At 44.5% G+C, this 18982-nt stretch carries 15 protein-coding genes; 9 read left to right on the forward strand and 6 right to left on the reverse strand.

Going from position 1 to position 18982, the window contains the following annotated elements; all coding sequences use genetic code 11:
- Positions 1-86: 86 nt before the first annotated feature.
- The 5 genes from IE164_RS16315 to IE164_RS16335 all read right to left on the reverse strand — a co-directional run bounded on the left by IE164_RS16315 (position 87) and on the right by IE164_RS16335 (position 5465).
- The gene (locus tag IE164_RS16315) at positions 87-992 is read right to left on the reverse strand and encodes a hydroxypyruvate isomerase family protein (protein ID WP_189631319.1); all 906 of its coding nucleotides are present in this window, start codon (positions 990-992) and stop codon (positions 87-89) included.
- A 257-nt stretch (positions 993-1249) separates the two neighbouring features.
- A complete protein-coding gene (locus IE164_RS16320; RefSeq protein ID WP_189631320.1) occupies positions 1250-1828 on the reverse strand; it encodes a YqaA family protein in 579 nt (192 codons plus the stop codon).
- Between the two features lie 54 nt (positions 1829-1882).
- The gene (locus tag IE164_RS16325) at positions 1883-2263 is read right to left on the reverse strand and encodes a response regulator transcription factor (protein WP_189631321.1); all 381 of its coding nucleotides are present in this window, start codon (positions 2261-2263) and stop codon (positions 1883-1885) included.
- A complete protein-coding gene (locus IE164_RS16330) occupies positions 2256-4127 on the reverse strand; it encodes a sensor histidine kinase (RefSeq protein WP_229838733.1) in 1872 nt (623 codons plus the stop codon). The genes IE164_RS16325 and IE164_RS16330 overlap by 8 nt, the downstream gene beginning before the upstream one ends.
- A gap of 9 nt (positions 4128-4136) precedes the next feature.
- Positions 4137-5465, reverse strand: coding sequence for a M24 family metallopeptidase (locus IE164_RS16335; RefSeq protein WP_189631323.1), 1329 nt, complete (start codon positions 5463-5465; stop codon positions 4137-4139).
- A 317-nt stretch (positions 5466-5782) separates the two neighbouring features.
- Here IE164_RS16335 and IE164_RS16340 point away from each other — a divergent pair, with 317 nt between their 5' ends.
- The 5 genes from IE164_RS16340 to IE164_RS16360 all read left to right on the forward strand — a co-directional run bounded on the left by IE164_RS16340 (position 5783) and on the right by IE164_RS16360 (position 12788).
- A complete protein-coding gene (locus tag IE164_RS16340; RefSeq protein WP_189631324.1) occupies positions 5783-6688 on the forward strand; it encodes a TolB-like translocation protein in 906 nt (301 codons plus the stop codon).
- A gap of 148 nt (positions 6689-6836) precedes the next feature.
- Entirely contained in the window at positions 6837-8693 is a 1857-nt protein-coding gene (locus IE164_RS16345; RefSeq protein ID WP_189631325.1) for a glycoside hydrolase family 13 protein, read from the forward strand.
- Between the two features lie 6 nt (positions 8694-8699).
- Positions 8700-9218, forward strand: coding sequence for an RNA polymerase sigma factor (locus IE164_RS16350; RefSeq protein WP_229838734.1), 519 nt, complete (start codon positions 8700-8702; stop codon positions 9216-9218).
- A gap of 53 nt (positions 9219-9271) precedes the next feature.
- The gene (locus tag IE164_RS16355) at positions 9272-10198 is read left to right on the forward strand and encodes a FecR family protein (RefSeq protein ID WP_189631326.1); all 927 of its coding nucleotides are present in this window, start codon (positions 9272-9274) and stop codon (positions 10196-10198) included.
- Entirely contained in the window at positions 10149-12788 is a 2640-nt protein-coding gene (locus IE164_RS16360; RefSeq protein ID WP_189631327.1) for a TonB-dependent receptor, read from the forward strand. Before IE164_RS16355 ends, IE164_RS16360 begins: the two co-directional genes overlap by 50 nt.
- A gap of 107 nt (positions 12789-12895) precedes the next feature.
- Here IE164_RS16360 and IE164_RS16365 read toward each other — a convergent pair whose 3' ends face one another.
- A complete protein-coding gene (locus IE164_RS16365; protein WP_189631328.1) occupies positions 12896-13930 on the reverse strand; it encodes a PepSY-like domain-containing protein in 1035 nt (344 codons plus the stop codon).
- Positions 13931-14134: 204 nt separating this feature from the next.
- Between IE164_RS16365 and IE164_RS16370 the strand changes: the two genes are divergently transcribed.
- The 4 genes from IE164_RS16370 (at position 14135) to IE164_RS16385 (ending at position 18981) form a co-directional block, all read left to right on the forward strand.
- On the forward strand, positions 14135-14530 hold the full coding sequence (locus IE164_RS16370; protein ID WP_229838735.1) for a response regulator: 396 nt from the start codon (positions 14135-14137) through the stop codon (positions 14528-14530).
- Between the two features lie 90 nt (positions 14531-14620).
- Complete coding sequence (locus tag IE164_RS16375; protein ID WP_189631330.1) at positions 14621-16645, forward strand: LruC domain-containing protein; 2025 nt, start codon at positions 14621-14623, stop codon at positions 16643-16645.
- 411 nt (positions 16646-17056) lie between these two features.
- A complete protein-coding gene (locus IE164_RS16380; protein WP_189631331.1) occupies positions 17057-17815 on the forward strand; it encodes a sugar transferase in 759 nt (252 codons plus the stop codon).
- A 2-nt stretch (positions 17816-17817) separates the two neighbouring features.
- Positions 17818-18981: an acyltransferase family protein gene (locus tag IE164_RS16385; protein ID WP_189631332.1), complete on the forward strand. Its 1164-nt coding sequence runs from the start codon at positions 17818-17820 to the stop codon at positions 18979-18981.
- Position 18982: the final 1 nt, after the last annotated feature.

The raw sequence follows: 18982 nt of genomic DNA on the forward strand, positions 1-18982 counted from the left end.
AAGGGTGATTTGGAATTCCCCCTCTCCCTTTGGTATACTCTCATTCCAAGCATTTGCAAAACCACACTTACAATCGCTCCGGGTCATCAGAATGAATCACTTTTACGGTATGCCTCAATAACGGCCATTTCTCCATCAGCTCCGGGCCGACTGTTACCATGCTCCATCCCTATGATTCCATTGAATCCTTTGGCATGAATGTGTTTGAACACATTGAGATAATTGATTTCTCCTGTAGTTGGCTCTCTCCTTCCCGGATTATCGCCTACCTGAAAGTATGCAATCTCCTCCCATGAGGCCTCTATGTTAGGAATGAGGTTGCCCTCGGTTATCTGCTGGTGATATATATCGAACAGAATTTTACAGGAAGGACTATCTACGGCTTTACAAATCTCATAGGCTTGTGCCGCTTTGGTCAAAAATAAACCGGGGTGATCGCGCTTATTTAGAGGCTCCAGTACCATTACGAGTCCATGGGGTTCAAGAATTTCAGCGGCCCGCTTGAGGCTTTCTACCACATGGGCGGTCTGGTAACCCATGTCTTTTCTTAGGTCTACATGCCCGGGTACCACGGTCATCCACTTAGCATTTACACGCTTGGCTACCTCTACCGATTCTTGAATTTCTTTTAGAAAGAGCTCTCTGCCCTCGGCTTTTCCACCGGCCAGGTTAGGCTCAGTCCAAAAAATAGTATGGGCCACAAAAACACCCATTTGCATGTTATGCTTTTCCATTCGCGCTGCAATCTGCCGTTGCTGCTCTAAGGGGCGCTTTTTCATGTCGTTGTCTTCCAACGACCGAAAGCCTTGTTCGGCCATAAAATCGAGTTCATTTAAAACGCCTCCCGGGGCCGAATGTCTGAACATACCAAAGTGAGGCGCGTAGTTTAGCTGAAAAGTCTCTGCCCTTGTCGAAGAACGGCTCCACTGGTGGGGGAAAACTGAAAGTGCACTGGCCAGAAGACTGCTACCCAAAAATTTTCTACGGTCCATGAATGAATATTTTGGGGAAGATAAAGATTAAAGCCCTATTGCATCAACTATACACGGCCTTAATTGAATTGATGGGTACTCTACAACTCGCTGCTCCTCATTAGATAATTGGGTTACTTACTTAAGCCGCAAGAAGTATATTCCTGAACCGTGCCTCCATTTGTATCTACACAAATGGCTGTTAAAAGACGCTGTGAGGACACAGCTTGTGGCTAGTATACTGGATCTAACAAATGCAAGCTAAATGAGTAACCCTATTAGATAACTCCCTCTAAATGCCAAATAATGATTCCGTATACCACAAAGCGGAGTATTCTGAAGGAAGAATAAATCAGGTATTTTTTGAGCGGGTAGTCCATTGAGCCGGTGACCAGAGAAATCAGTGAGTATGGCAAGGGTGTAAGTGCAGCCACAATGATAAAACCACCTCCATATTGATCGTACCTCATTTGGTACTTTTTTAGTCGCTTATCGAACCAGCGATGAAAAAAATCTTTGGTGCTAATTACTTTTCCCACTGCAAAGTTTAGCCATCCGGCACCAATAGAAAGCAAGGCCATCACAATTACAATGATGGTATAAACCATTATGGGGTCGTCCTTAGACCAAATCATAAATAGCTCCGGAGGCAGAATACCTACCAATATTTCCGACACCACAAAAATGACAAGCATCAGCAGGTAATCGTCAGATACCCAATGCTCAATGGTATCATACTGGGTCTGAAAATAGTTTTTAAAGAGAATGAGCAGTACAACAAGTATAACCAGATAAAGAATGCCTTTTATCAGGTTTTTCGAGAAGTAGTTGTAGAAGTCTTTCTTGCTGCTTTCCATCGGTTGAAGGCACCAAAATAAGACAAATCTTCTGCATTTTGGGGTGTATATAGGCTATTTAGTTTGCGCTGCTTTATACTCATCAATAATCTGCTTGAAGAACATGGGATTAGTGAATTTATCGATGATATGAACCTCCCCGTAATTTTTTAATTCTACTGAAAGTTCGTCTTTCAGCTGGCCACTGTATATGTATATCCAGGTTTTATATTCACTAAGTGTTTCTATTACTTCGGCAATAAACTCAGACCCCTTCATATCGGGCATCATTTGGTCAGAAATGAGTATGTCTATCTTGTGCTTTTTAACCTCTTCTATAGCATCCCGGCCATTCATTGCCTGGTGAATAACCAAATCATCGTAAAAGAATTCGAGAAAGTCTTTTAGGGTATCTCTAACCGAAAAATTATCGTCTACCAGCAGTAAATTAATCATGGCGTTCTATTTCAATTCTAACGGAAGTTCCTACACCGGTTTTCGACTCCACATTTATGCTGTGACCGAGAAGTTGTGTCAACTCCTTGGCAAGGTAAAAACCAACACCTGAAACTTCAGATTTTTCATTCAGTTCAATCTTGGGATTTCCAAGCTCGGTGAGTTCTTGTTTTGTCATTCCCTCACCATAATCTCTTACTTCAATGACCAACCGCTTTTCTACACTAGCCATATATATTTCGGGCTGTCTGTCGCTGTTCATGGAGTATTTACGGGCATTACTCAGCAGAGTGCTCAACACATATTCCAGCGTGGTAATGTCTGTCTTGTATTTTCCCTTGGTTAGCGTAGGCCGTCTTACTTCCATCGAAAACCGATGACTGATGCGATCGGCAATCTCATCAAAAGTATATACCCCTGTAGACTCTCCTCCCCGACTCATAAAGTAAACAAAGTCGTTGACCATTTCCTTGATGTCTTCTACCGCTTCGGAAGCCCCCTGAAGTATTTTAGACATCAGCTCGGGTGGCATTTGTCGGGCTCCCTGGCTGGCACGAAGCATTTCCATATTCATTTGCAGGGTAGCCACCGGTGTCTTAATCTCATGAGAAATGAGTGAAAGCATGGTCTGTTTGCTGCGATTGATCTGCTGCACCGAATCTTCCTTATCAATGGCTTTAATCTTTTGAACAAAGGTTCTGAACAGGGCCAGGTTGCAAAACACGATAATTAGCGAAACCAAGGCTACATTGAGGTAATAGGGTATTTCTCGAATACTCAAAAAGTTAATTACCTGAAAGAGGGTCCAAACCAACACCACCACAAGTGCGAAGAGCAGATAGCCTGAGGTTATTTCCTTTTCGGCTTTGGCCTTTATAATAATGTTTATGAAAACCGCCACATAAAATAGTACAAAGAAAAGGAAGTACTGCAGCAGACCGGTGAACACTATGGGCTCCAGAAACACCACGCAGCCCAGGCTTATAGCCACTCCGGAGAGGAAGATATACTTGAGATACTTGTTGGTTTGTCTGGGATACAAATAAAATATGAACAATCCGCCAAAGAGTGCTGCTGTGTGTATGGTTCCATATTCCATGTGAATAGACCAATCGAAAGGCAACTGATTGATAAGGGTATGCAAAGGATACGGATCTGCTCCAAGCATTCGATACATAAGGCTTATGGAGAATAATGCGTAAAAGGGTATTTGCCACTCCAACTGCTGATAAGCAAAAGAAAAAGCCAGTAACACAAAGCCGGTGATAAAGAGGCCTCCGGCCAGAAACAAATTCACATCTTGTTGCAAATTTAGCTCATAACGCAAGTCGGCATAATTGCCTAACTCCAGTGCGTAAATCATTCCAGAGTTTATATGGTCATAATTGGCCACCTGAATGATAATTTCATAGGTTCCGGAAGCGGTAGGTGCCAATGAAAATACCTGCGGTTCTCTATAGGGCACATAGCTTTCTTTAGTTGTACCAACCCTACCACTCTCATAAACTAATCCCCTGTTTATGAATAGTTTATAAGAGCTAAAAATATGCGGAATGTTCAACCCCAGTGGCTCCTTCTGGCCAGGGTTTATCCGCACCAATGTGCGGTAAGTGCCATAACCCGTTTTTGCAAAACCCAATTCTGCGTTGTCATACCAATCAGAAGGGACCTCCAGAACTACAGGTGTCAGCTTGTCCAGGCCATCTATCTCCAGAGTATTCCAATAAAACTCCCAATTTCCTTCCAGTCGTACGGGCTGCTCAAAAGCCTGGTCAGTCAAATCGAAAACCGATAGACTACCTGAGCTTTGCGCTAACATAGCGCAGTTTATTAGCCATAGACTTATGAGCAGTGATATTCGCATAAAAGCCGCTTAACGTACGATGATTATCTCTTCCTGGCGGCCATCAATGTAGCGCACTCCGCTGGCATCAAAGTATGCTTCTTCCTCCAGCATTATACGGATTTCCTTCCCCCACTCCTCAATGTAGGTGGCCGCATTCAGTTCGATGGAATAGGCCGTATTCAAATGCAGTGGATAGTCGCCCGTAACGGGTACCCCGCCCTGCGAGTCCCACATACCGAGTGTTGTGCCTGCAGCATGGCCGTGGTAGCCAATAGGGTGTGTATATATGGAGGGCTTAATTCCCTCGGCAATGGCTTTTTCACGACTCATTTTGAGCACTTCGTTGCCCGTGCGCCCTTCTTTAAAATGACCGGTGAATATATCTTGTAGTCTATTTCCGTTTTTAAAAGCCTTCTTCAGGTAATCGGGAACATCGGTTTCTCCGGGTCTCAGTACATAAGCGTGCTGCTGCTGATCGGTATTCAACCTTAGGTAAGTGATACCGAAATCGCAGTGCAACAGATCGCCCGGCATAATGACGTTCTTTTCTGGTCGTTTAGAAAAGGTTCGCAGATGATCGAAACTCTCAGGGTCTGCCCGCTGCACATCAATAGTTGGATGAAACCAGGTTTCGAGCTTCAACTCTTTCACCTTTTCGCGCATCCACCACACCACATCTTCAGTAGTCGTTACTCCCGGAGTAATCACCTTGCTGGAAAATGCCTCCTTAATAATATTATGCGACAGCCTCACAATGTGCGGATATATGGCCATCTCTGCTTCTGTTCTGGTTTCGAGCCAGCCAATGGCCACCTTTTCGGCCGAAACAACACGAGAGGCCCAATTGCCTAAAGAAGCTTTTAGCTCTTCATAATCGGTGGCTACAATACCATCGGCCAAGCCAAAGTACTCCGACTTATTCACTCCAATCTTCTTAGGGTTTCTCTCCTTGACCAACTCCGCAAAGCGTACCCATTGGTTAGGCTGTTGCTCCTTGTCCCAGGCACTTTTAAAAATAGACCCCACATCGTAGCGGGCTACAGCCAGGGTTTCAATGCCCTTTTCCGGCCCACGATCATAAAAAATAAGAATGGTTCTTCTTCGGGCAGCCAGCCATTCGGCAGGCAAAAGTGTTTTAATTACCGGGTCTTCGTTGTACTCACGAGAAACTACCACCCACATGTCTATACCCTCTCGCCTCATGATTTCCGGCAGGTAGTTTTGAACTTTATCTTCCAGCAGGCGGTTAATGGTGGCTGCACGATCTTTCATGGATAAAATATGGCCGTAATCGTGCTGGGCATTCAGTGAAAAACTGAGCAGGGACAAAGAAATGAGGAGTGTTAGTTTGTTCATGCATTTAAGGTTTACTGCCTAAAACTATAATAAGTATGGGAAAGAAAAGTGCAGAAGGACAAACAAAGTTGAACATCTTCCGAAAAACACATCAATTTTTTGATCAGTATAAGCAATACGCTTTCCTAATCAAACACACTGTTCATTTAAATAAAGGACTTTACTTAACTCCCCTTGCCTGACTCTGACCAGCCATAAGGGAATCGCCTATGGGCATTTTTGCCCTGACTGTCGTTCAAACAGTTTTTTTAACGTTAATCAAAAACCCAAGTCACTTTTTCTCAATCTGTCGTTATTCGCCAAACAATTAAATACCAATGCAAGGACTAAAGCTCACCACACTACTTGTCTTTTTAACAACCGGCTATTTCAGCTTCAATAATAACCCACCTAAATCAGAGGATAACGGCCAGAACAATGAACCTCAAATTCTGCACCCTGGCACACTCTCCAACGATTTACCACAATGGAATAACTACTTTAATCGCAAACTGAGCATTGGCCTTTGCACCCAGCTCATAGATGGCAAATCTCGCATTATTCAATACCCCTATGCAGACAGTGCCTTCTCTCAGGGCAGCATCATTCCTTTCAAAGAACAGTTTGAGTATGCTTCTCCTTGGGTGAACCTGGAGGGAGATTATATGTTGCTTCAAGCTAATATTGGCCCCTTAGGCGAAGTAAGTCGCGACTTTGGTATTTGCGAATCAAGGTTGGTAAACGGCCAATGGACACAACCCAAACCTCTAAATCACATAAATAACATGCCGGGCAATGAAGGTTCTCCGGCTCTTGCCGAAAATGGAAATCTCTATTTCAACGCTCAGAATGGCAACAGAGGCTACGATATTTTTGTACTGAAAAAAGGGGCTACCAAACCCGTTGCGTTACCCGAAGCAATTAATTCTACTTACTACGAAGGAGACTTTTATATTGATAAAGATGAGAAGTTTATTGTGTTTTCTTCGGCCGATAGGCCCGATGGACAAGGCTCGACAGACTTGTACATTTCTTTCAACGAAAACGGCCGATGGACAAAAGCCGTTTCTTTAGGCAACCGCATTAACACAGCCGCAGAAGAGTTCAGTCCCTATGTATCTATGGACAGGCGTTTTCTGGTGTTTACCAGCAATCGCAATTACCCCGATGGCCTCATTCCTTCCTATAACCACTTTATTGTAGAAATTGATCTGGACAGAATAAAGCAGCACTTTGGTGACTGACCCTCTCTATGACGGTATATGTGGCAGCAGGCCATAAAAAAGTGTGGTGCATTGCAAACGTTTGATTGGGTGAATTAGATCCACTCAGCTTCATATCTTTTCTCAAATCTTGAGAATTGATTAGTTTACCCTACACAAACCGAAAACTATGACCCGATACCTGATTAGCCCGCTTGCTCTGTTATTCCTCCTTGTTTCGTCTCTTAGTGCGCAAACCGATTTACGGGTAGAACCTCCTTTTTGGTATACCCAAATGCAGAGCAACCAATTGCAGCTCATGATTCACGGGGCCAACATTGGCCGGTTTCAGGCTTCGGTAGATCATCCGGGAATAAAAATCACCAAACAGATTACAGGCGACTCACCCAACTATCGGTTTGTTTATCTCCAAATTGACCCTGACGTAAAACCCGGCAGTTTTAGCCTAAGCCTTAAAAACGGAGATCAGACCAAAACCATTACTTACAGCCTGAAAGAACGCGCCAAAAGCATCAACAGAAATCAGGGTTTTAGCAGTGAAGATGTAATATACCTACTCATGCCCGACCGTTTTGCCAACGGTAACCCGGCCAATGACACGGTAGAAGGAATGCTGGAACCCGCCCGGAGAAACGACCCCAGCGGAAGGCACGGAGGAGACATTAAGGGCGTTCAAGATCATCTGGATTATATAAAGAATCTGGGCATGACGGCTGTTTGGCTTACCCCCGTTTTTGAAAACGATCAGACTCCCGAATACAAGGCTTACCATGGCTATGCCGCTACCGATATGTATAAAATAGACAGGCGTTTTGGCAGCAATGAGGAGTTTGTAGCCTTTGTAAAGGCTTGCCACGATAAAGGACTTAAAGTGATCATGGATATGATTCACAACCACATTGGCGATCAGCATTGGTGGATGAAGGACCTACCCTTCAACGATTGGGTGCACGATCAGTCCGTCTATGGCAACACAAACTATCGTGGCACAGTAGCTTCCGATCCCTATGCCTCTCAGCACGACACTGACCGACTGGTAAAGGGCTGGTTTGTGAACGAAATGCCCGACCTGAACCAGCGCAACCAGCAATTAGCCGACTACCTTATTCAAAACACCTTATGGTGGATAGAATATTCAGGTATAGATGGTATTCGAATGGATACCTACCTCTACCCCTATCAGGACTATATGGCTCGCTGGGCCAAAGAGGTATTGGAGGCTTATCCTTCATTCAATATTGTTGGTGAATCATGGGTAGAAAGTGTAGCCCATGAATCATACTGGCAAAAAGATCGCGATGGCGAAAATGATGGCTATAACTCTCACCTGCCATCGGTTACGGACTTCCAGATTCATTTTGCAGTTCGTGATGCCTTTAACTCTCCCTTCGGATGGGAATCGGGCATCATGCGTCTCTATTACACCCTTTCGCAAGATCGGTTGTACTCAGACCCCATGCAAAATGTGATCTTCCTCGATAACCATGACATTAACCGCATTTACAGCACTCTTGGCGAAAACCTGAATAACCTTAAAATGGCCTACGCCTTCTTAATGACCACCCGAGGAATTCCGCAAGTCTATTACGGAACGGAATTGGCCTTTAAAGCAGGGCCTGGTTCTTGGGGAGATGGTGCCAAACGGGCCGATATGCCGGGCGGTTGGCCGGGAGACGCTCGCTCGGTTTTTACGGCCGAAGGGAGAACACCGGAAGAAAATGCCATGCATAGCTATGTGACCAAGCTAACCAACTGGAGAAAAACCAGCGATGCAGTTAAAAATGGCAAGCTGATACACTTTGTACCCGAAGAGAATGTGTATGTTTATTTTCGATATACCAATCGCGAGCGCGTAATGGTTATTATGAATATGAACGATACGGAGGCCACCATTTCACGAAAAAAACACCTCGAAATGTTAAGGGGCTATACCTTTGGCCTGGATGTAATCACCGGCAAAAGCACCAATGTGGGACAAGATTTTAAAGTTCCGGCCAGAACAACCACAATACTTACTCTAAAATAAACCGTATTGGATTTTTCACAAGCCAAGCATAGTTGCGATGAATTCATCTACAATGCCCTCTTTAGAAGCATAGCCCCACTCTTGCGTAATTTTCTCTATGCCCGCTACAAGGATGTAGAAAAAGCTAATGACATGGTGCAGGAAGCCTTTCTTGCCTTATGGAAAAACTGCAGTAATGTGCTACCTGCCATGGCCAAAGCCTATGTCTTCAGAGTAGCACAAAACCAAATGCTTAAAAGCATTGATAAGGAGAAGACCAAAGACAAGCATATTCACTTTATTCAAAAAAGTACCAATTATGAAACTCCTCACTATCAACTCGAATTCAGTGAATTTGACCGAAAAGTGCAGGCGGCTATTACCAGTTTACCGGAGGGCCAGCGCGAAGTGTTTCTGATGAACCGGATTGAAAAACTTACCTATACTGAAATAGCAGAACTACTGGAGGTGAGTGTAAAGGCGGTTGAAAAACGCATGCATAAGGCCCTCCAAAAACTAAGAGCAGACATTCATGAAAATATATAAACGTTAGGTAGGGTAAAATCCATCTGACCGGATGTAAGGGTAGAACAACACCAATGAGCGACAACCACCATAGCGAAGAAACCATTAATCGCTGGCTGCAAGGCAAGCTTTCGGAAGCCGAGCGTATAGCTTTTGAGCAATCGCCTGAGGGACAGGACTACCTGCAAATTTTGCAAGCCACCGACAAACTGGGCTTTCCTGACTACGATGTAGAGGCCGAACTACAAAAGCTACACGCGCTCAAAAAAGAGCAAGGACCCAGCACTTTCTCGTTCTGGAAAATAGCCGTTGCAGCCCTGCTTATCGTTGGTGTAAGCTTGGTATACTACCTCACCCAAACCGGGTATACCACTCACAACACCGGCTTTGGTGAGACCTTAGCCATTACATTGCCAGATGCCTCTGTGGTTACCTTAAATGCCAACAGTGAACTGCAATACAAAACCTCTGATTTTGCGGAAGATCGAAAACTGAAGCTCAGGGGAGAAGCTTTTTTTGAAGTAACCAGGGGGATAGATTTTGAAGTCCAAACCTCTGAAGGCAGCATAAAAGTACTGGGCACCAGTTTCAATGTGAAACAACTTAGAAACGTGCTGGAAGTACAGGTATATTCAGGGCTAGTGGCTGTTGAAGGGAGTAGCACCCGACAGCAGCTTCAAAAAGGCGAAGGCTTGCGGTTAGAAAATGGTGTATTACACAAAAGCTGGACAAAACCGGTGGAAAACAAACCTTTATGGATTAGTGAGCACCTGGTGGAATTAGAAGATGCTCCCCTTCAGGAAGCACTTGTGCAACTAGAAAATAGCTATGGCATAACCATCCGTTCTAATATTTCAACGGACTCGATTAGATTTACAGGAGCTTTCCCAACCGATGATGTAGAGAGTGCTCTGCGCATCGTCTTGTCGGCTGCAGAACTAGACTATACCTATGACCCGCAAAATAAAGTACTTACGATCAGCGGCCGTCAAAATCCTTAGTTTTTGGCTGTTCTCAACCTGTTGTGCTGCGGTCTTTGGGCAGGCAGAAAGTAGCTCTAATGAACAGCAGCCTTTAAAACAGGTGTTGGCCCAACTGGAAAGTACTTATGGTGTCTATTTTTCCTACAATCCGGCAGAAATTAAAGGATTAACAACTTCTTTACCGGACTCAACACTTTCTACGGAAAAGGCTCTCCGCCAATTGCTGCAGAATTTACCCTTAAGCTTTGAAAAGGTTAAGGATAAGTTTTATGTCATAAAAAAAGCAAACTCTCGATTTGTAGAACTGCAGATTGAAGATGGTGAAACAGGAGTACCACTACCCTTTTCAACCGTTCGGCTAAAAGGAACCTCCAAAGGGCAAATAGCCAACAATGAAGGGGTTGCCCGTTTAATTATTCCGGCCGGAAAAGAACAGTGGCTAGAGGTGTTTTTTCTGGGCTACCAAACCAAAAGCATTTGGATAGATACCTTGTCTGCGGTAAGTAGCCTCAAACTCAACCTTTATCCGGAACCACTGGAATTGAATGACTATGAGATAAAAGAATACCTGAATCCGGGCATAGTAGCTGACCCCAAAGCCAATAGCTTTCGCATTTTACCACAAGAGATGGAAATTTTGCCCGGTCTTTCGGAGCGTGATGTGCTTCTTTCAGCACAAATTATTGCAGGCGTCAGCTCCAACGATGAGTCGGCCTCCGGCATCAATATAAGGGGCAGTTCCAGAGACAATACGTTGCTTTATTGGAACAATGTGCCCATTTATCATACTGCCCATTATTTTGGCAATATTTCTAGTTTCATTCCCTCTTCGGTGGGGGCACTCGATATCTACAAAAACTACATTCCGGTGCGCTACGGAGGAGCTTCTGCCGGCCTAATAGCCATACAACCCCGAAATTCTGTTGAGGACAAAATCAGCGGAGAAATAAGTACTAATATGACCCATGCCGATGGTTTCCTCAAGTTGCCTGTGTTGGATAAAAAAGGCTCTCTGATGCTGGCCGCCAGACGTTCGTATAACGATGCCATACCTACCTGGACCTTCAACTCATATGGCCGCAAGCTTTTTGAAAGCGAGACTAGAGATAGACAAGGGCTATTGCGTGTAGCCGACTTTAGCAACAATCTGAATTTTAGCGACTTAAACCTACAATGGAACTATGAAGCGTCCAGTCGATCCAACTTTAGTATTGGCTACATTTCGGCACATAGCCAGTTTGGCTATAAGGAAACGAATCCTCAGCAAAGGATCAACATTGAGCAGGCGCATGAGGTGAATAGCTACGGAGCCGATCTGGCCTGGAACTACCGGGTGGCCGATAGAACTTCCTTGGCTGTTAGCATGGCTTATTCCGACTATGCCATGGCCTACTCTTTCACCAACCTGCGTAACCCCTCCGACACCAGCGATGACGATACGGAAAGCAGAAGCAACACAGTTAAAAACTGGGAAGCCCGGGTGGCACTCACCCAAAGATTTGGAAAGGGTCATTTGCTTAGTTATGGCTATCAGTTCAATAATTTAGACATTGTCAATCTCATCAATACCCAAAACTTCTTTGAACAAAACAATGCTGAGCTAATCGACTCAAAGGCCAATGTGCACGCCTTTTTTAGCGATATGAATTTAACAATGAACCAAGACTTTGAGTTGGTGCTCAGTGGCCGACTCACCCTGCTCGAGTCGCTGCAAAAAACAGTTTTCAGTCCTCAAATTAAGCTCAATTACAACCTGGGCTCTCACCTGCTGTTCAAATCATCGTACGGTCTTTACCATCAGTATCTAAGTACGATCAAAGAATCTCAGTTCACCCTTTCTAATGCCGTGGAACAGCACTGGTTACTAGCTGATAGTGAAGAACTTGTACCTTTAGTAGAAAACCAACAGTTGAGCATAGGGTTGATCTACAATTATGCAGACTGGTTATGGGATGTGGACATTTACACAAAAGCTATCGATGGGCTATTGGCGCGTAATCTGGGCTTTGGCTTTACTCGCGAAGATGGCTTCAACCAGGGCAGCGAACGCATTTGGGGAGTAGACCTTACCCTGCGCAAACGCTGGAAATATTTTCGCACGTGGGTAAATTACAACTTTCAAGACTCTGAGGTTAGCTTCAGCAACCTTTTTCCCAATTCCTTTCCTTCAAGTCTGAATATTCGACATCAGGTTGGTTGGTCGGGCAGCTACAGCAAAGGAGCATGGGAATTTTCGCTGGGTTACACCTTTAAAACCGGGGCTCCTTATACCAGTATTGACAATGTGAGGCTTGATGACAGACGACCTCCGCCACCTCCGGGGCAGGGTAACCCGGGAGACAGACAATATAAACTGCGTTTTAGCGCACCTAATAGTATCAGACTGCCAAATTACCACCGGGTAGATGCTTCTATTTGGCACAGGTTTAAAGGACATAACTGGAAAGGTGAAGTAGGCCTTAGCTTCATCAACCTGTTGAATAGAACCAATACCTATGCTGTAAGCTATTTGGTAGATTTTAATAGGAATGGCGATGTAGATGTGCTTGAACGAACCAAATTCTTCTTACGCTTCACTCCTAATGTGAGTTTACGCATACTTTTTTAGCCCTGTAGGACTAAAAAAAGCGCCAATAAGTTCTGTAGATTCCAAACTTATTGACGCCAAGGCCGGGTTGATCAGGAGATCATTTGCCCCGTTGACCCATAAATAGTTTACCCTTCATTTTCACAATTATCACCTCCATGATGACCATAACGTTGACTCTCAATAAAGGAGCCATCGGCTGCAAAAAGCAGTGCCAGGGTTGGTTCATTTAATATTACTCCATACTCACCAGCCGCGTTGGTTCCGGCCCGCATTATAGTGGCATCGGGATAATTTGTGGCTATATAATCCAGCACGTTTTGGGGCAAACTCTCAGAATCTATGGCCGTCCACTCTCTGCTGTGATGACTGCCGAGTTCTCTGGCCGCAATAAAATGACCATCGGCATCGAACAAGAGCGCAATGGCCGAGTCCAGAACAACTCCATACTGCCCTTCCCTGTTTGTTCCGGCACGGACCAATTCGTTGTCTGGGTAGTGCTCGGCAATGTAGCGTAAAACAGATGTGGGCAAAGAGTCGGTCGGTATGGCCTCCCAGCCTTCATCATTTGCTCTGCGCTTTCTTCTTCGTTTTTTGTCTTGCGCGCTTCTTTCTTCTATAAAATTGCCCTGCGCATCGAATATTACGAGTGGTCCCTCGGCCAGCTTCACATAATATTGGCCTTCGGCATCTGTTCCTGCCCTTTCTATCGCAAAATCGGCATAATTATCGGCCAGATAGAGGCTAATGGCTTCCGGCAGATTTTCAGTGGCTATGGCGGTAAGCTCCGGTCTTCTTTTTCTTCTACCGGCTTCCTCTATGGTTTCAGTATGATTCCCGGCATTGTCAAAACGCAGGGCTGTCCTGTTTTGCAGCAATACCACATAACCACCATTTTCGTCTAGCCAGGCTTTGGTAATGGTTTCTGAAGGATAATTTTCGGAAACATAGTCGACAACAGCTGGGGGCAGGTCATCGGCAGCAAGCACCGTCCACTCTTCCATTTGACTACTGCCAAAGGCTGCAGAATCCAGTTCGGTAGCCTCAGCTTCGGCTGCTACTTCATTCAAAATGTCTGGGTTGGCATCTTCATTATCACAGGCTGTACACAGCCCTACCAATAGCACGAGTGCCGCTAACATCAGGTTTTTTAGGTTTTTCATTCCTTTGAAATTTAGTTGTACATGCATTTTTGAGTTCATTTCACTTGAACTTTGACCTTAAATACTGTTGGTAGCCATTTACCCCACCCCCATAGACAGAGAGTAATCTGTAATAGCTTACCAGTTATCGAAGAATCACTACCATTGATCGATTCTGCCTGAAAAATGCCTGTAAACGAGGCAGATTTGAAGAAAAACAATCGCATGGAAACCATACTTATCGTTGAACACAGCTACATGATGAGACTCTTCCTCATCAATTACCTGAGCAAGAATTTTGATGTGAATGCCGTAGAAACCCCTACTGAGGCATTAGAATATCTGGAAAAGAATTTGAGACCGGCAGCCATACTGTCCAACTTTCATTCGAATGCCAGCCGTGAGCGTGAAGGCTTTCAGCAAATGATAGCCACGCTGGAGCAAAACAACATTCCACTTATTGTATTGACCGATCAGGACAAGAGTGATCAACGCATTGAGGCCCTAAAACTTGGAGCCAAAGATACCATGAGTAAACCCTTTAATCCCGTAGAAATGCAGCTTAGACTTATGACAGCCATGGGCTTTAAGCAAAAAGATAAGATGAAACGAGTGGCTTAGATTCTGCCAATAACCGCTCGTTAACCAAACACTAATGCAACAACACCAAAAGCCACTATTCAAATTAAATTTTCACCAGAGCAAACAACAATGAAAAAACTATTGCCATTGATTACTTTGCTTCTCCTGGTACAAAGTTGCCTCGAAAAGCCAGTTGTTGAATTAGAAGAAACGGTTAACGAAACTACTAATTTCGACTTTGCCACTACCCAGGAGGTTGCCATAGATATAAGTTTGGCTGACGCCTCAGGGAACGCCTTTAAGGGCGTAAAATTCTCCATTTTTGAAGTTGACGGAGATACACTTGGTAAGCAGTTGTTTACTGCAGTTACCAATGCCAGCGGAGCTTTCCGCGACAATCTTAGCCTTCCGGCATATTATGAATCTGTTTATGTTCAATCTGCATTTGTAGGTATTCCAGGACAAATTCAGGTACCCATTCAAAACAACCTCATAGAAGTTGTTTATGCTCAAGGAGAACTGAAGTCGGCCATTATAGAGAAAGAGGAACAATCTCAGGGAGGCACTGCTGCCAACCAAAGCTATTCAGTAAACGGAATTACTTTCAGCTACATGGATAACTATAGCTTTTGGTGGGGTGTGCCCAAAAACCTGGAGAAGAAAAGAGATAAGATTAGTACCGATTTATTGGACATCATAAATTCTTCATTGCCTGAAGGACAACCCGTTCCCGATTATCATCCTACCTACCTGGCCGATGGCCGTAAAACTACTCTGGATATAGTAGAAACTGCCGATGTATGGCTAACCTTTGTACATGAGGGTGCAGGATGGAGAAATGCGATTGGTTTTTATACCTACCCTACGAGCAACCCTCCCAGTACACTAGACGATATTGATGTAATTAATGTGGCCTTCCCGAACCTGTCTTATTTTGGGTCGGGCGGTAAATTACGATCAGGCGATAAAATTAATCTTGGACGCTTTGAACCCGGCACCTCCATTGGGCTTGTACTTTTGGCTGACGGATGGAATGGCTGGAATTCTGAAAGCTATGATTATCTGGTATTTGCCGATAAAGACCTGAATCCTGAGAGCGATCCTGCGCTTAGACAACACAATGTGCTTCTTTGGGACGAAGAAAACGAGCTCTTTTTACTGGGCTTTGAAGATGTGAATCGGGAATACCTGTGGTGCGATCAGGATTTTAACGATGCCATTATGTTTGTAACTTCTAACCCTCCCACCGCTATTAGCACCACTAATGTGAGCCCGGTAGATAAGCCAGGAACATTAGACTCTGACGGTGACGGAATCAACGATGTGTTGGACGAATTCCCTAATGATGCTAATAAAGCTTACTCCAGCTATTACCCTTCATCTTCTACCTTTGGCAGTTTTGCCTTTGAAGACAATTGGCCAAACTATGGAGACTACGACTTTAACGACCTGGTGATTGACTATCAGTTCAAGCACATTCTGAATGCGGATAATAAGGTTGTAGAAATGGAGTCTAAATTTAAGGTGAGAGCCATTGGAGCTGGTTACCGAAACGGCTTTGGCTTTGCCACCAAGCTGCTGCCTGGAGACGTTAGTTCCAGCACCGGACAGTTGATTAACAATGCCAACATAAAGCTGAATGGAAACGGCACTGAACAAGGACAAGACAATGCGGTGTTTATAGTAACCAGCAGTGTACACGACCTCTTTTCTACTTCAGGGTTTGTAAATACTGAAGACGGAGCACAAGAGTTGGAACCTCAAGTTTTGACCATACAAACTCAGCTGACCAACCCAAAGGCTTATTCAGAGATTGGCACAGCTCCTTACAATCCATTCCTTATTATTGGACAAGACCGTGGACGTGAAGTACACCTGCCCGGCTATGAACCAACCAACCTGGTGAACTCAGAATACTTTGGAACCTTAGACGATAATTCCGATCCGGATGCCGGAGTCTATTACCGTTCCAAAACAGATTTGCCGTGGGCTATTCACCTGCCTGAAAGCTTCGATTATCCTACGGAGAAAATAGATATTAGAGAAGGCCACCTTCGGTTTAGAGACTGGGCCCAAAGCTATGGCTATAGCTATATGGACTGGTACAAAGAGCGAGATGGCTACAGAAACAGAAGAAAACTATTCAAAAAGTAAGTGTCGGTTTAGTTTGTGTTTTTTGGGGCTGCTCAGTTGAGCGGCCCTTTTTTTATGCTATGCCTCCTGGTTTGGGTCGAACAAGGTTCTCCACGCAGTGCCAGTATGTCTCAGCTTCATGGTATGCAACGGCTTCCCTGCTAATCGGACAGCCGAAGACAGCTACAAGAAGTGGTACCAGAGAAAGATTTGACACAGCCCGAAATGGCGCTAGTGTAGTTCTCCCGAAAGGTCTAAAGCCAGCAATCTCATCCCAAAGTGACCAATTGCACAGCACCGCCTCCAATCACCCTCATTTTTCATTTACCGACAGAGAAGGGCATTCATCTGCCATTACCGGTCAGTCATCTAATAAAACCGTCATGGCCTCAGGCTTAAATTATTTTTGATTAAACGAAAAACACAAAAACCGTGAACAAAAGAGCCACATTTATCGTCAAACGAATCTTCGATATCCTCTTTGCGGGAACGCTGATTCTACTTATTAGCCCCATCCTGATAATCGTGTCACTGGCCATAAGGCTCGACTCGAAAGGGCCCATTTTCTACTATTCATACCGGGTAGGTCGAAACTACAAGATCTTCAAGTTCTACAAGTTCCGTTCTATGAGAACTGATGCCGACCGATTGGTTGAGAAAATGAAGCACCTTAACCAGTACGGAGTTGCAGAAGACAACCAGTTGGAAGAGCGTGCCTTGAACAGACATGCTATTGCATGGCATGCCGATGACCCGATTGTAATTGCTGATGAAAAATATAGCGAAAAGGATCGCTTTGAAGATCTCAAATCTCAAGACAACAGCAATTCATTCGTAAAATTTAAGAACGACCCACGCATTACAAGAATAGGTCGGTTTATCCGAAACACCAGCATCGATGAACTACCTCAGCTTTTCAACATTCTTAAGGGCGATATGTCGGTAGTTGGCAACAGACCTCTACCGCTTTATGAAGCAGAAAAACTTACCACTGACGAACGAGTGGGCAGATTCCTCGGTCCTGCTGGCCTTACCGGCTTATGGCAGGTAACTGAACGCGGCAAAGAAAATGTAGACCCGGAAAACCGAGTGAAGCTGGACATAGAGTACGCCATGAATTACAATTTATGGATGGACCTTAAAATATTAATAAAGACGCCTCTGGCGGCCTTCCAAACCGAAAATGTGTAATCATGCAATGGCTTCTCAAAAATCTGAAAAGACCCAATTCGGGCAGAGCTTATCTTCCATTTGTTGACGGAATACGATTTGTAGCCATACTGCCTGTTGTAATTCTCCATGCCAACGAACGATTTCTCAGGTATGTATATGGCGAACACAATCTGGAAGGTGCTACCGAACAAGTGAGTTACCTGATTAGCCGAGGAGCCATTGGTGTTATGATTTTCTTCGCCCTGAGCGGTTTTGTACTGGCCTTGCCTTTTGCCAAAGGTAGCAGCAATGGCCCTTTTAGTTATAAAAAATACTTTACCCGAAGGTTGGAGAGGCTCGAACCTCCCTACATCTTCTGGATGAGTTTGTTTGCCCTCGTACTCTTCCTTAAAAGCAATATCCCCTTTGAACAACTCGCTGGCCATTACTTCAGCAGTATTTTCTACGTGCACAATATAGTATATGCCGATTTCCCCATCATTAACCCTGTCGCCTGGTCGCTGGAGGTAGAAATACAATATTATCTACTCGCTCCATTTCTAGCCATCGGTTACTTCAGTATAAAAGCGGTGGTTAAAAGACGCCTAATGCTGATTGGCTTCACAGCCCTGTTCATTGTGGCACAGCATCTTTTAGGCTGGCAGTTCCAACCCTTCCGAGCGAGCCTGCTGGGCCAATTACAACACTTTCTCATTGGCCTTTTTGCAGCCGACTTGTTTGTGCACTCCAAAAACTGGTTGGCAGCCAAGCACAGAGCTTATGATCTACTTGGGGTTATTTCCTTTGCCATTATGATGTTTACCTGGACAGACGATATGGAAAAAGCACTGCTCTTTTCGGTTGCCCTCTGTGGGTTCTTCCTTAGTACACTCAAAGGGCGCTCTATTCCACAAATTCTTTCTTTCAAGTGGATTCCTGTCATCGGTGGCATGTGCTATACCATCTATCTTACCCATTTACCCCTTTTGGAGTTGTTTTATTCATTCATCGCCAAAATCGGTTATTCAACGACATATTTCTTAGGTCTAACGATAAGCCTGAGCATTGCGCTCGCTATGGTCTTACTTAGTAGTATCATTTTTTACCGGGTCATTGAGCGGCCATTCATGAAGAAAGACGGAATGAGCCAGGTGATCGACAAAGTGAAATCACTCTTCGGTAAGAAAATGGCAAAAACAGAATAAG

The organism is Roseivirga thermotolerans, assembly GCF_014653175.1.
Lineage (GTDB): Bacteria > Bacteroidota > Bacteroidia > Cytophagales > Cyclobacteriaceae > Roseivirga > Roseivirga thermotolerans.

Coding starts and splice junctions, on each gene's coding strand:
- IE164_RS16315 (WP_189631319.1), bottom strand. CDS start 992: ATGGACCGTAGAAAATTTTTGGGTAGCAGTCTTCTGGCCAGTGCACTT.
- IE164_RS16320 (WP_189631320.1), bottom strand. CDS start 1,828: ATGGAAAGCAGCAAGAAAGACTTCTACAACTACTTCTCGAAAAACCTG.
- IE164_RS16325 (WP_189631321.1), bottom strand. CDS start 2,263: ATGATTAATTTACTGCTGGTAGACGATAATTTTTCGGTTAGAGATACC.
- IE164_RS16330 (WP_229838733.1), bottom strand. CDS start 4,127: ATGCGAATATCACTGCTCATAAGTCTATGGCTAATAAACTGCGCTATG.
- IE164_RS16335 (WP_189631323.1), bottom strand. CDS start 5,465: ATGAACAAACTAACACTCCTCATTTCTTTGTCCCTGCTCAGTTTTTCA.
- IE164_RS16340 (WP_189631324.1), top strand. CDS start 5,783: ATGCAAGGACTAAAGCTCACCACACTACTTGTCTTTTTAACAACCGGC.
- IE164_RS16345 (WP_189631325.1), top strand. CDS start 6,837: ATGACCCGATACCTGATTAGCCCGCTTGCTCTGTTATTCCTCCTTGTT.
- IE164_RS16355 (WP_189631326.1), top strand. CDS start 9,272: ATGAGCGACAACCACCATAGCGAAGAAACCATTAATCGCTGGCTGCAA.
- IE164_RS16360 (WP_189631327.1), top strand. CDS start 10,149: ATGACCCGCAAAATAAAGTACTTACGATCAGCGGCCGTCAAAATCCTT.
- IE164_RS16365 (WP_189631328.1), bottom strand. CDS start 13,930: ATGAAAAACCTAAAAAACCTGATGTTAGCGGCACTCGTGCTATTGGTA.
- IE164_RS16370 (WP_229838735.1), top strand. CDS start 14,135: ATGGAAACCATACTTATCGTTGAACACAGCTACATGATGAGACTCTTC.
- IE164_RS16375 (WP_189631330.1), top strand. CDS start 14,621: ATGAAAAAACTATTGCCATTGATTACTTTGCTTCTCCTGGTACAAAGT.
- IE164_RS16385 (WP_189631332.1), top strand. CDS start 17,818: ATGCAATGGCTTCTCAAAAATCTGAAAAGACCCAATTCGGGCAGAGCT.